Source organism: Pseudomonas parafulva, assembly GCF_002021815.1.
Taxonomy (GTDB): domain Bacteria; phylum Pseudomonadota; class Gammaproteobacteria; order Pseudomonadales; family Pseudomonadaceae; genus Aquipseudomonas; species Aquipseudomonas parafulva_B.
The window spans coordinates 705,973-719,136 of sequence record NZ_CP019952.1 but is presented as its reverse complement, the minus strand read 5'-3'; the positions used below and the strand labels follow the sequence as shown (position 1 = coordinate 719,136).

12 protein-coding genes and 1 other RNA gene are annotated in these 13,164 nt (G+C 63.6%); 9 read left to right on the top strand and 4 right to left on the bottom strand.

Features of this window, described 5'->3' with window-relative positions; all coding sequences use genetic code 11:
* Nucleotide 1 precedes the first annotated feature (1 nt).
* From B2J77_RS03150 to serC, 3 genes are all read right to left on the bottom strand, one after another.
* Nucleotides 2-844 (bottom strand): YggS family pyridoxal phosphate-dependent enzyme, encoded by an 843-nt coding sequence (locus B2J77_RS03150; RefSeq protein WP_078477973.1) that lies wholly within the window; start codon nt 842-844, stop codon nt 2-4.
* Nucleotides 844-2,091: a benzoate/H(+) symporter BenE family transporter gene (locus B2J77_RS03145; protein ID WP_078477972.1), complete on the bottom strand. Its 1,248-nt coding sequence runs from the start codon at nt 2,089-2,091 to the stop codon at nt 844-846. The genes B2J77_RS03150 and B2J77_RS03145 overlap by 1 nt, the downstream gene beginning before the upstream one ends.
* 119 nt (nt 2,092-2,210) lie before the next feature.
* A complete protein-coding gene (serC, locus tag B2J77_RS03140) occupies nt 2,211-3,293 on the bottom strand; it encodes a 3-phosphoserine/phosphohydroxythreonine transaminase (protein WP_078477971.1) in 1,083 nt (360 codons plus the stop codon).
* Between the two features lie 132 nt (nt 3,294-3,425).
* Here serC and B2J77_RS03135 point away from each other — a divergent pair, with 132 nt between their 5' ends.
* Entirely contained in the window at nt 3,426-4,922 is a 1,497-nt protein-coding gene (locus B2J77_RS03135; RefSeq protein WP_078477970.1) for a PLP-dependent aminotransferase family protein, read from the top strand.
* 9 nt (nt 4,923-4,931) lie between these two features.
* Here the strand turns inward: B2J77_RS03135 and B2J77_RS03130 are convergent, their stop codons facing one another.
* The gene (locus B2J77_RS03130) at nt 4,932-6,230 is read right to left on the bottom strand and encodes a serine hydroxymethyltransferase (protein WP_078477969.1); all 1,299 of its coding nucleotides are present in this window, start codon (nt 6,228-6,230) and stop codon (nt 4,932-4,934) included.
* Nucleotides 6,231-6,486: 256 nt separating this feature from the next.
* Between B2J77_RS03130 and B2J77_RS03125 the strand changes: the two genes are divergently transcribed.
* The 8 genes from B2J77_RS03125 to B2J77_RS03090 all read left to right on the top strand — a co-directional run bounded on the left by B2J77_RS03125 (nt 6,487) and on the right by B2J77_RS03090 (nt 13,154).
* A complete protein-coding gene (locus B2J77_RS03125; protein WP_078477968.1) occupies nt 6,487-7,701 on the top strand; it encodes an MFS transporter in 1,215 nt (404 codons plus the stop codon).
* A 123-nt stretch (nt 7,702-7,824) separates the two neighbouring features.
* On the top strand, nt 7,825-8,787 hold the full coding sequence (locus tag B2J77_RS03120; protein WP_078477967.1) for a diiron oxygenase: 963 nt from the start codon (nt 7,825-7,827) through the stop codon (nt 8,785-8,787).
* Nucleotides 8,784-9,845, top strand: coding sequence for an iron-sulfur cluster-binding domain-containing protein (locus B2J77_RS03115; protein ID WP_078477966.1), 1,062 nt, complete (start codon nt 8,784-8,786; stop codon nt 9,843-9,845). The genes B2J77_RS03120 and B2J77_RS03115 overlap by 4 nt, the downstream gene beginning before the upstream one ends.
* 36 nt (nt 9,846-9,881) lie before the next feature.
* On the top strand, nt 9,882-10,577 hold the full coding sequence (locus B2J77_RS03110; RefSeq protein WP_058638214.1) for a glutamine amidotransferase: 696 nt from the start codon (nt 9,882-9,884) through the stop codon (nt 10,575-10,577).
* A 57-nt stretch (nt 10,578-10,634) separates the two neighbouring features.
* A complete protein-coding gene (locus tag B2J77_RS03105) occupies nt 10,635-11,003 on the top strand; it encodes an antibiotic biosynthesis monooxygenase family protein (RefSeq protein ID WP_027915438.1) in 369 nt (122 codons plus the stop codon).
* Nucleotides 11,004-11,237: 234 nt separating this feature from the next.
* Nucleotides 11,238-11,528: a hypothetical protein gene (locus B2J77_RS03100; protein WP_058605955.1), complete on the top strand. Its 291-nt coding sequence runs from the start codon at nt 11,238-11,240 to the stop codon at nt 11,526-11,528.
* Between the two features lie 98 nt (nt 11,529-11,626).
* Nucleotides 11,627-12,018, top strand: a transfer-messenger RNA (tmRNA) gene (gene ssrA / locus B2J77_RS03095).
* Nucleotides 12,019-12,368: 350 nt separating this feature from the next.
* Nucleotides 12,369-13,154 (top strand): HNH endonuclease, encoded by a 786-nt coding sequence (locus tag B2J77_RS03090; protein WP_058638433.1) that lies wholly within the window; start codon nt 12,369-12,371, stop codon nt 13,152-13,154.
* Nucleotides 13,155-13,164: the final 10 nt, after the last annotated feature.

Below are 13,164 nucleotides of genomic sequence, written 5' to 3'. Positions count from 1 at the left end.
GTCAGTGGCTGGTGGCCAGCGACGGGGTGGCTTCCTGGTGCGGCGCGGCATCGGCCGTAGGCCAGTAGTAGGCATCGGGCATGGCGCGGGCGCCGAAGATCGCCTGGCCGACGCGCACCACCGTGGCGCCCTCCTCGATGGCCACTTCGAAATCACCCGACATGCCCATCGACAGCTCCTGCAACGACACCCCTTCAGGCGCACTGGCGCGCAGCCGGTCGCGCAACTCGCGCAGCAACACAAAGCACGGGCGTACCCGCGCGGCGTCGGCCGAAAACAGCGCCAGGGTCATCAGGCCGCGCACACGCAGCGCCGGGAACGCTGGCAGCGCTTGCACAAATGCCGCCACGTCATCAGGCACCAGCCCGTACTTGCTGGCCTCACCGGAGGTATTGACCTGGACGAACACGTCCATCTGCCGCCCCTCAATGCGCAGGCGGCGGTCCAGCACCTCGGCGACCCGCAGGCTGTCCAGCGCCTGGAACTCGCTGGCAAAGCGCGCCACCTGCTTGGCCTTGTTGGTCTGCAGGTGGCCGATCACCGACCACTGCAAGTCGTGCAGGTCGGCCATGGCTTCCCACTTGCGCTGGGCCTCCTGCACCTTGTTCTCGCCCAGCAGGCGGCAACCGGCGGCATAGGCCAGGCGCAGATGCGCTTCGTCGAAGGTCTTGCTGACCGGCAGCAGGCGCACTTCGGCCGGGTCTCGCCCGACCCGCTCGCATGCCCGGGCGATGCGCTCATGCACGGCGGCCAGGTTGCGGCGAAAATCCTCGACGGTGTTGGCCTGCGGGTAGCGGCCGTGGCGCGCATGCAGGGTGGTGAGGTCTTCGGCGTACTCGCTCATCAATTTGTCGCTCCTTTGGTGGGCACTGCTGCCGGTTCTGCCTGAACGGCCTTGGCCCGGCGAGGCAGGCGACCGTTGAGCACGGCGTAGGCCACAAGGCCGATCACCAGCCCCCAGAACGCACCGCCGATACCCAGCAGGGTGATATTGGCCGCACAGGCCAGGAAGGTGATCAACGACGCCTCGCGCGCTTTTGCATCGAGCATGGCATTGGCCAGGCTGCCGCCGATGGTGCCCAGCAGGGCCAGCCCCGCCAGGGTGGTGATGAAGGTAGCCGGGAAGGCCATGAACACCGCCGCCAGGGTCACCCCGAAGATGCCCACCAGGATGTAGAAGATGCCGGCGGCCACACCCGCCACCCAGCGCTTGGATGGGTCTTCGGACGCTTCCTTGCCGGTGCAGATGGCGGCAGTGATGGCGGCGATGTTGAAGGCGTGGGAGCCGAACGGCGCCATCAGCAGCGAGCCGAGCCCAGTGATGCCGAGGATCGGGTTGGCACTGGTGCGGAACCCGTCGTTGCGCAACACCAGCATGCCGGGCATGTACTGGCCGGTCAGGGTGATCAGGAACAGCGGCAGCGCCACGCTCAGCAGTGCGTTGAGCGAGAACTCGGGGCGGGTGAACACTGGCGTGGCGAATTCCAGGGACAGCCCAGCGAAATCGACCCGCCCCTGCATCACCAGGTAGACCAGCCCCAGCACCAGGATGCCGACCACCGCATAGCGGGCGCTCAGGCGCTTGAACACGATGTACGCCCCGATCAGCAGCCCGACCAGCAGCGGGTCGACGCTCATGCTGGCGAAGGCGCCGATACCGAACTGCAACAGGATGCCGCCCAGCAGGCCCGCGGCCACCCCTGGCGGAATCAGGCGCACGGCTTTTTCGAAGTAGCCCGACACGCCCAGCAGCACGAAGGCCACCGCTGACACCATGTACGCTCCCACCGCCTCGGCGTAGGGCGTGGTGGCCAGGGCCACGATCAGGAACGCCGCCGCCGGCGTGGACCAGGCGGTGATGATCGGCTCGCGGCTGACCCAGCTGAGCAGCAGCCCGGTCACGCCCACGCCGATGGACACCGACCACACCCAGGAGGCGGTCAGATCGGGGCTGAGCCCTGCGACCTTGGCAGCCTGGAACACCAGGATGAAGGTGCCGCCATAGTTGACGATCACCGAAATGAGCCCGGCCACCACCGGGTGCAGCAGGTCCTGCAAGCGCAGGGGCGAGGGGGTACGAGTAGATGACATAGGTCTTGGCTCCTTGCTAGACGCTGTATCCGGCTGCGGTAGGCAGTCATTTATAGCCGCAGATTGGCTGGTTTTACCCTGACGCTTCGCCTAGGCAGACCAGACCACTTTCAGTGCGCTCAACCGTACCTGCGGGCGAACGCCCCCATGAATTCGCAAAGGGCGGCCACCGCTTCGACGGAGATGGCGTTGTACAGGCTGGCGCGGATACCGCCGACGCTGGCGTGGCCCTTCAGGCCATGCAGCCCGGCCGCCTCGGCCTCGCGCAGGAAAGCCGCTTCAAGGGCTTGATCGGCCAGCCGGAACGGTACGTTGTTGATCGAGCGATAGGTCGGCTGCACCGGGTTGCGGTAGAAGCCGTCGCTGCCGTCGAGGGTTTCGTACAGCAGGCTGGCCTTGGTCTGGTTGCGCTGGTGCAGCACCTGCAAGCCCCCGCTGCGCTTGATCCATTGCAACGTCAGGCCGGTCAGGTACCAGGGGAAGGTGGCGGGCGTGTTGAGCATCGACTGGGCATCGCTGATACACGCGTAGTTGAGAATGTCCGGGGTGAACCCGTGGCAGCGGTCCAGCAGCGCCGGGTCCATGATGACCACCGTCAGCCCGGCCACGCCCATGTTCTTCTGGGCGGCGGCATACACCAGGCCATGGCGGGCGATGTCGATGGGCTTGGACAGCAGGCTCGAACAGGCATCGCACACCAGCGGCGCCTCGCTGGCGGGCGGTTCGGCGAACTGCACGCCGTGCACGGTCTCGTTCTCGGTGTAGTGCAGGTAGGCAGCCTTCGGGTTCAGCTGCCAGTCCTGGACCGCCGGCACCCGGTCAAAGCCGGTGCCCTGGGCACTGGCGACCACGCGTACCTCGCAATACTGGCGCGCCGCCTCGATCGCCTTGCCCGACCACAACCCGGTGTGCAGGTAGTCCACGCTGCCGTTTTCACCGGCCAGGTTCATGGGCACCTGGGCGAACTGCAACGAAGCGCCGCCCTGCACGAACAGCACCCGGTAGTGCGCCGGCACCTCCAGCAGCTCGCGCAGGTCGGCCTCGGTCTGCTCGGCAATGGCGCGGAAGATGGGCGAACGGTGGCTCATCTCCATGATGGACATGCCCGTGCCGGCAAAATCGTGGAACTCGTCGTACGCCTGGTTGAGCACTTCCAGGGGGACTGCGGTGGGGCCTGCGCTGAAATTGTGTGACCGTGCCATGGGGGGGTGGACTCCTGTGCGTGAACGCGCCGACGCGGTGAATACCAGGCCTGGCCTGGCTGGCGAAGGCCGGAGTCTACGGATAAACTGGCCTGCCCTTACCTGCCAGTTCATGGATGGAGAGCAGACCACATGGCGAAGACCTTCGCGCTGGACACCCTGAAGATTCGGCTCAACGACGCCGAGTTTCAGCTGCTGGACCTGCACCAGCGCATCCAGCGCGCCATGCGTGCGTTGATCCTCGATGGCGCGCTGGGCCCGAGCCTGAAACTGCCCTCCACCCGTGTGCTATCCAAGTCCCTGGGTTGTGCCCGCGATACCGTCGAAAACGCCTACGTGCAGCTGCACCGGGACGGTTTCATCGTGCGCCGCGGCGGCGCGGGCAGCTACGTGTGCGACACGGTGGGCGCCGAATTGCGCGGGGCCGGGCCACGCCGGCAACGCACGCAAGAGGTGCGGCGCAGCGTGGTCGCGCCCGGCGCCGAACTCAGCCAACGCGGGCGCATGATCTTCGAGACCGGTGGCGTGCGTGACCAGCAAGTGATCAAGGCCTTCGCCACCGGCCTGCCGGAAACCCGTAGCTTCCCCACCGACGTCTGGGAGCGGCTGCAACGCCAGGTGGTCAAGGACTACCGCGCCAGCGTCCTGCTGCACGGTGACCCACAAGGCGCCGAACCCCTGCGCAAGGCCATCGCCACCTACCTGAACCTCGAACGCGGGGCCACGTGCACCCCCGACCAGGTGCTGGTGCTCAGCAGTACGCGCCAGGCGTTGTACCTGTGCGCGCAATTGCTAGTAGATGCCGGCAAACCCATCCTGCTGGAAAACCCCGGCTACTACGGCGCCCGCAAGGCGTTCGCCATCGCCGAAACCAAGGTGTTGCCCATCGACGTGGACGAACGGGGCATCCGCACCGACCTGCTGTTCGCCGACCGCAGCGGCGCCAACTGCGTGTACGTCACCCCCTCGCACCAGTACCCCACGGGCGCGACCCTGCCCCTGGAGCGCCGGCTGGAGCTGATCAACTGGGCCGCACAAAAAGCCAAGTGGATCATCGAGGACGACTACGACAGCGAGTTTCACTACGACGGCCAGCCCACCGCCTGCGTGCAGGGCCTGGATCGGTACCAGCGCACCCTGTACATCGGCACCTTCAGCAAGACCCTCTACCCTGGCCTGCGCATGGGCTACATCGTGCTGCCGCCCGAACTGGTCAAGCCTTTCGCCTATGCCCGCAGCATGATGGATGGCCACACCCCGCAGGTCTTGCAGTTGACCCTGGCGCGCTTCATGGAGGACGGGCACTACAACGCCCACGTACGCGCCATGCGCAAGTTGTACGCCGGGCGCCGGGCGGTGATGCACGATGCCATCGCCAAGTACCTGAGCCCGGTGGTCACCGCCCACCTGCCGCCAGGTGGCTTGCAGATCCCCTGCCTGCTCAAGCCAGGCTGGTCCGAAGAAAAGACCATTCGCCAGGCGGCCACAGCCGGCGTGCAGCTGTCGGGCCTGAGCAGCCTGTACCTGGGCGAGCCGCAGACCCATGGCTGGCTGCTGGGGTATTCCTCGCTCACGGCCTACGAGATCGAAGCGGCCATGCTGCGCCTGGCCAACGCCCTCAAGCTTTGAGCGCCGGGTTCAGTAAGGCAGCTTGAAACGCCGGGTCAGGTCGAAGATGCCCTCGCGGATCGAGCGCTCGGTGCGGCTGTCCATGGCGCCGCTGCGCACGCCCCCGAGCATGGCCAGGATCATGTCCCCGATCTCGCGGAACTCATCCTCGCCCATGCCCCGGGAGGTACAGGCCGCGCTGCCCAGGCGAATGCCCGAGGTGACGCTGGACTTGACCTCGTCCCCGGGCACGACGTTACGGTTGACGGTGATGCCAACCGCCTCCAGCGCGCCTTCGGCGGCGTTACCGGCAAGGCCCCAGGGCCGCAGGTCGATCACCCCCAGGTGGCAGTCCGTGCCGCCCGATACCACCAGCAAGCCGCCTTCGGCCAACCGCCCGCACAAGGCCCGGGCATTAGCCACCACCGCATGGGCGTAGGAGCCGAAGCCCGGTTGCAGCGCCTCGCCCAGGGCCACGGCCTTGGCCGCGACGGTGTGCATCAGCGCAGCGCCTTGCAGGCCGGGGAACACCGCCGCGTTGATCCTGCGCGCCAGGGTCTGGTTGTTGCACAGGATCATCCCCCCGCGCGGGCCGCGCAGGGTCGCGTGGGTGCTCAGCGTGGTGACGTGGGCATGAGGCACTGGCGAGGGATAGGCGCCGCCTGCGACCAGCCCGGCGACGTGGGCGATGTCGGCCATCAGGTACGCCCCAACCTCGTCGGCAATGGCGCGGAAACGGGCGAAATCCAGCGCACGTGAGTACGCCGACGCCCCAGCGATGATCAGCCGTGGCCGCTCACGGCGGGCGATGTGCGCCACCTGGTCCATGTCGACCAGGTGCGTCAGCGGGTGCACACCGTAGCTGACCGCCTGGAACCAGCGCCCGGACACGTTGAACGCCGCGCCGTGGGACAGGTGCCCGCCAGACTTCAGGTCCAGGCCGAGAATCTTGTCCTCCGGCTCCAGCAGCGCCAGGAACACCGCCTGGTTGGCCTGGTTGCCAGAGTGGGGTTGCACGTTGGCGTAGCTGCAGTCGAACAGCAACCGGGCCCGCTCGGTGGCCAGGTCCTCGACCACATCCACATTGGCGCAGCTGGCGTAATAGCGCCGCCCCGGATACCCCTCGGCATACTTGTTGGTCAGCACCGACCCTTGCGCTTCGAGCACGGCGCGGCTGACCACGTTCTCGGCGGCGATCAGCTCGATGGACTGCACCTGGCGCAGCCGCTCGGCATCGATGGCGGTCCACACCTCGCTGTCCACCTGCGGCAGCGCAGCGGCACTGATGCCCGGCAGCGCGTGGCCCTCTTTATAAGCGAAATGCGGCATGTGTACTCCTTGTCTGAACGCCGGCAATAACCGCACTACCCTAGCGGCCTGCGGCGCCTGCGACCGTACCGGTTGCCCGCGCTGTTGCAGACCACCTGTCCTGGCCCGGCAAGCAGGCGTCTGCCCTGGGCATGCCAGAACGCGCGAAAGATGGGCCAAAGTGGTCTGGCCTAATGCCATTAACTGGACTACCCGGCAAGACCATAGCCTCTTTAAGCTCTGCGCCGACTCAGCTCATGCCCCTACAGGTTTCACCATGACGATACGTATCGGCCTGTTGCCGCAAGTCGCCGCAGCACACTTTGTCAGCCACCTGCACATCATGGTGCTGGCGGCGCTCTTTCCGCTGCTGCCTGCTTTTTTGAACGTGGATTATGTAGCGCTGGGCCTGGCCCTCAGCGTGTTCAACATCGTCACTGCGCTGGTGCAGGCCCCCATGGGCTTCGCCGTCGATCGCCATGGCGCCAGGCGCCTGCTGCTGATGGCCCTGGCCTTAGGCAGTTGCAGTTTCCTGCTCATTGCCCTGCTGCCCGGCTACACCTGCCTGCTGGTGGGCATGGCGCTGGCGGGGGTGGCCAATGCCGTCTACCACCCTGCCGACTACGCCCTGCTGTCGCGGCACATCAACCCTGCGCACATCGGCAAGGCGTTTTCAGTGCACACCTTTGCAGGTTTTCTGGGCGCGGCGGTGGCCCCGGTGTTGTTGCTGGGGGTGGCGGTGGCTAGCGGCCCGGCCATGGCCTTTGCGACCGCAGCACTGGTGGGCTTTGCAGCACTGGCCCTGCTCCTGATACCCGGCTCGGCACTGGCCCAGGTCAGTGACACGCCGCCCGCCCCGGCACCCAAGCCCGTGCAGGCACAACGCGTGGCGCTGCTCTCGCCCATGATCATCAGCCTGACCCTGCTGTTCGTGCTGCTGAACCTGAGCACCGGGGCCATCGAAAAGTTTTCTGTCGCGGCCCTGATGCAAGGCCAGGGCGTGGCGCTGTACTGGGCCAACTCGGCGTTGACTGCCTTCCTGTTCGCCAGCGCCTTCGGTGTGCTGGCAGGCGGTGCACTGGCCGACCGCACCCAGCGTCACGGAGTGGTGGCGGCCAGTGCTTTTGCGGTGGCGTGCGTGCTGATGCTGCTAGTGGCCACGGCGGGCCTGAGCGAGCCGCTCTTGCTCGCCGTGCTGGGCGCGGCAGGCTTTTTGACCGGCGTAATCGCCCCGTCACGGGACATGCTGGTACGGGCCGCCGCTACCAAAGGGGCCGAAGGCAAGACCTTCGGCATCGTGTCCACGGGGTTCAACATCGGCGGTGCCATCGGGCCGGTCGGGTTCGGCTGGTTGCTGGACCAGGGCCACCCCAACGCGATTTTCTGGGCCAGTGCCGCGTTCATGGGCCTGACCGTGGCCCTGACATTGCTGCAGGAATGGGTAATGGCGCGGCAGCGCAAAGTCACTGCCCTGCAACTTTCATTTAAATGACTTGAAGCAATAATAACGAAACATTTTAACCACAAACTTGAAGGGCGCCGCCCGCACCTGCGCGTGCAACTACGCCGGCGTAATCAAACTTAACAACTACAACCGATAGCCTGGAGTTTTAACATGGATGTTAACCATAGCGGTACCGATGATGCAGTTAAAGGCATGCTGGCCAAACTTTCAACCCTGTGGAAAACCCGCGCTGCTGTAAACCAGCCACAGCCCGATTACTGGGGCCTGGCGTTCGATGCCAACAAGAACGACTTCAGCCATTCACTGCTACCGTTTCGCAACCACCAGGCCTGGCTTGAAGCCCCCAAGGACTTGCAGTCCAAGTGCATGTCCTACGCCTGGGGCATCTATAACCTCAAGACCATTTATATTGAATGCAATGTGGTAGTGCCGGCGTGTGAAGACATTATCAAGACCCCGCCGCAAAGCCATAACCGCGCACTGCTGCAAGATGTGATGTCACAAGCCCTGCTTGATGAAGCCCTGCATACCCGTATGTCGATCATGGCCTGCAATTACATCTATGACATGCGCCAACTTACCCCCCTGGACTTCAGCGCCTTCAACCTGGTGACCTGGCGCGAAGCGCTGCTGGCCAACTGCACCGCCGAATGGGAACGCCGCCTGACCCGCTTCGGCATCGCCTGCGCCAGCGAAACGCTGATCACCGACTACCTCAAGACCATGGCCGAAGACAGCACCATCCAGTCGGTCTGCCACGAAGTCACCCGCACCCACGCCATGGACGAGTGGAGCCACTCCAGCGTGTTCAGCTTCGTCGCCACCGACATCGTCAACGGCCTGACCCGCAAGGAACGCCTGTACCTGCGCTCGATCATCCTGCGCACCGTGCAGATGTTCGCCAACAACGAGATGGGCGCCTGGGCGCGGGTGTTCGACATGCTGGGCTTGCCCAACGGCAACGAGATCCTGCACGACGTGGGCGACAACAACGAGATCAGCGTCTATACCGACTCCCTCGAAGCCCTGGTCAACCGCATCGGCCTGGCCGGCAATGGCCTGGAGAGCGCCGAACAAGCCGTCGAACAGCTGCGCGAGAGGGCTAGCGCATGAGTACCCCGACAAGCTTCGAAGCCGTGTGCGAGCACGTCAGCAGCGAGACCGCGCAGATCAAAGTATTCGGCCTGCGCGTGCTCAACGCCTCCAGCGCCTTTCTAGCAGACCTGGTGCCCGGCCGGCACGTGGCGTTGCAGGCAACGGACCTGTCTGGCGCCCGCCAGCAACGGCTGTACTCCATCACCCGCAGGCTCGGCAACGACCAGTTCGAGCTGGCGATCAAGCGCGAAGGGCGCGGCGGGGTCTCGGACCAGCTGCACGCCACCTGCCAACCCGGCTCGCGTTTCGACGTGCAGTTCGCCGCAGGTGACATCACCCTGGCCTCGGTCCAGGCCTGCCGCCACGTCGGCCTGCTGGCCGGCGGCATCGGCATCACCCTGCCCATCGCCCTGCTGCGCGGGCTGCACGAGCGCGCCCAGCGCGGCCTGAGCGTGCCGCAGGTCAGCCTGCTGCTGTGCGTGCCGTCCATTGCCGACATCCCGTTCCTGCACGAACTGCTGCAACTGGAACTGAGCTGCCCCTGGTTCGACCTGCAGATATTCGTCACCCGCGAAACAGTACACGGCAAAGGCCACTTCAAGGCCGGCCGCCCGCAAGCCCAGGACCTCCAAGCACTGGGCAACCCGGACAGCGTGGTGATCTGTGGCAGCCACGGCTTTGCCCAGGGCATGCGCGAGCACTTGCTGGCGCTGTTCCCCGCCTGCCCCCTGCTGATCGAATCATTCACCCCGCCAGCCGCCTCTGCCCCGGCCACGCCAGACAATGCCCAGGCCGAAAGCCCCTTGCGCCTGCACCTTCAGCACAACGACCAGGTGCTGGAGCCCGCCGCAGGCAAGAGCCTGCTGGAGATGCTGGAAACCAGCGGCATCGAAGTGCGCAGCCTGTGCCGCGCCGGCATCTGCGGCCACTGCCGGCTGAAAGTGTCGGAAGGCGAGTACAGCGTCGAACCCGACTTCTGCCTGACCGACCAGGACAAGCGCGACGGCCACGCCCTGGCCTGCTGCACCTTTCCCAAGGCCGGTACGATCAAGGTCGACCTCAACCCCTCGGCGTAAACCGCGCCCTCACTTCTTTCATCATCGGGTTTGCACATGAAGACAGCCATCGCACTGCGCCACATCCACTTCGAAGACGTCGGCACCCTGGCCCCCGTCCTGAACGAAGCCGGCTACACCCTGACCTACATCGACCCCACCGTCGAAACCCTTCACCCCGAACAGGTGATGCAGGCCGACCTGCTGATCGTGCTGGGCGGCCCCATCGGCGCCTACGACGAAAAGCCCTACCCCTTCCTCAAGGCCGAACTTGAGCTGGTGCGCCAACGCGTCGAGTCGGGCAAGCCCATGCTGGGCATCTGCCTGGGCGCACAACTGATCGCCCGCGCCATGAACGCCAAGGTCTACCCTATGGGCGTCAAGGAAATTGGCTTCTCGCCCCTTACCCTCACCGCCGAAGGCCAGCAATCGCCGCTCGCCGAACTGGGCGACGTGCCCGTGCTGCACTGGCACGGCGACCAGTTCGACATCCCAGAGGGCGCCGTGCTGCTGGCCAAGACCGACATCTGCGCGCACCAGGCGTTTGCCGTGGACAACCGCATCCTGGGCCTTCAATGCCACCTGGAAGCCGACCCCGCCCGCATCGAGCAGTGGCTGGTAGGCCACGCCAACGAAGTCGGCCAGACCGGCCTGGACCCTATCGCCCTGCGCTCGGCCGCTGCCGAACTGGGCGAGCGCCTGACCCAGGCCGCCGCCCGCGTGATGCGCGCCTGGCTTGCCAACCTGAAGTAACCCGCTGCACCAGCACCGCATGAAAACAACAAAGTCATCAAGGATGAGGCACTACCCATGATCGTCGTATTGTTCGAGTTGCAAGCACTGCCCGGCCAGGGCGAAACCTACGTAGACCTGGTCAACAAGCTCACCCCCCTGCTCAAGCCCATGGAAGGGTTCATCTCGGTGGAGTGCTTCCAGAGCACCCTGAACCCCAAGAAAGTGATGTCGGTAACCACCTGGCGCGACGAAGAAGCCGTGGTGCAGTGGCGCAACGTCACCGCCCACCTCTCCGCCCAACGCGCCGGCCGCGACAAAATCTTCGACGACTACCGCGTGCGCGTTACCTCGGTGATCCGCGACTACGGCCTGCGCGACCGCGACCAGGCCCCCTACAACGAAGTCGTAGACGGCACCCGCCCAACCGCCTGCCCAGTAGCCTAACCCGCGACAAGGCCACTCTCCCTGTGGGAGCGGCCTCGCGCCGCGATGGGCCGCAAAGCGGCCCCTTCCCCCGCCAATGAGTCATACCCATCCCGACGCCCCCCTCCCCACACCCCAGCAACATCCCGCCACAAACCCTCATGCCATCCCGCCACCATCACAACGGAACTGTCAGCCAAACGGCACAGTCCACCTTTACAGGCCCACCTACCAGAGGCCACAGAGGAGACTCCCATGAAAGGTACCGCGCTTTCGGCCCTGTTCGCGGCCGCTACCCTGCTCGCTTCGCCGGCCTTCGCTGCCGACGACCTGTGCGCCCTGAACCTGCAGAAAATCAACGACAGCATGGCCACCGCCGGTGCCACCTCCGAAGGCCTGGACACTGCCGTCCAGAACAAGGTGGACGAAGCCAAGCAAGCCCAGGCTTCCGGCGACACCAAGAAGTGCATCGAAATCACCAGCAAAGTCGTTGAACGTTTGGATAAAACCAACAAGGGCAGCGGCTCGAGCAGCGGCGGCGCCTAATGCATCGCGCGGGTGAGCGCTCAGCTGTCGACGCCGCCCGCGCAATGCCGTATACTCCGGTTCACGTGCCGTAAGGTGCGTTAGCTTAGAGCTAGTGTGGGGCCGATTAGGATTCGACGCCGGTAGCGAAACTCTAGGTGCATGCCGAGTTGGTAACAGAACTCGTAAATCCACTGTTGCAACTTTCTATAGTTGCCAATGACGAAAACTACGAGGGCTACGCTCTCGCTGCGTAAGCAGCTGAGCCCGCTCTCCTGGTAGCTTCGGCTCCAGCAATCACCAGGGGATGCCTGTAAACCCGAAGTGATTGTCATACAGAACAGGATCGTCGTGTAGCACGTTGGGGGCAAAGCGACTAAAACTTACCCAACTCGTCCAAAGCACCCTGCCCGTCGGGCGGCTGCGGATTAACTCAGTAGACACGGCTAAGCATGTAGTACCGACAGCGGAGTATTGGCGGACGGGGGTTCAAATCCCCCCGGCTCCACCAAATTGATGAAGGAAGGCGCCTATGGGCGTCTTTTTTTGTGGGCGATTTTTTTGCGTGCACGATTTACAGATCAATTCGAACCGCCTCCCCCAAATTTATCCTTAAGCCTGACCGAGCCGAAGCAGCTACCTACAGGTCCGTCCTCTCAGCACGTAAGCCTCTTAACTCGTATATGCAATACCTCCCTTCCGATTAGCGCCAATCCATTTGTTACAAAAAGCCCGGGTCGCACAGTCGCCCGGAGTGGCCACCAGGATTAAATTGTGAGATTTTCCTATGCTTTACTCAAAGCTAGGTGGGAAATTTCCTTTTTTTTGGTAGGCTTCAATCCTCTGCTTGGGGGAAACGGGATGCCTGCCATCATTACTGAAAACGATGTTTCGCAATGGGATGATGAAACCGGAGTGGTGTACCACTTCCCCAAGCGCTACAGAGCACTGCTGCAGCCAGACACTGAGGTTATTTACTACAAAGGTCGTATAAAAGATAAAGCGTTTGCATCTGCCCGCCTCAGCCCTGAGCCACATTATTTCGGCATGGCACGCATCGCTGAAGTCTGTATAGATAAGAAGAGCGATAAGGGTGACCTCTACGCGCTGATCGAAGGTTTCATTTCATTTGAAAAAGCTGTCCTAGCGAAGGTCGAAGGAGCGTATCTAGAAACGATACCAAGCAATAGGACCAGTAACTATTGGCGCGATGGTGTGCGAGGTATCTCTAGGAGCGACTATTACGCGATCATCCGCCTTGCTGATCTCTCGGCTACAAAATTGACAGCTGGCGAGCCAGCCTTTGCATTCGACCCACTAGCTTTCGAGTCTGCAAATGAAGGGGACAAGACCAATTATTTCGGAACTCGTTATGAACGCAATAAAATTCTGAGGCTGAAGGCAATTGCTATTCATGGTCTCAGCTGTAAAGCTTGCGGCTTCAATTTTGAAAAAGTCTATGGCGAGTACGCAAAAGGTTTCATCCACGTTCATCACCTTATACCAATCTCCGCATATGGGGAAGAAACAGCAGTCAACCCGCAGACCGACCTCGTCACATTGTGCGCTAACTGCCATGCCGTAGTTCATAAAAATCGTGATGTTACTCTCAGCATGGAACAGCTTAAAGAAATGCTGAAGCGTTAAGCAGTGATTT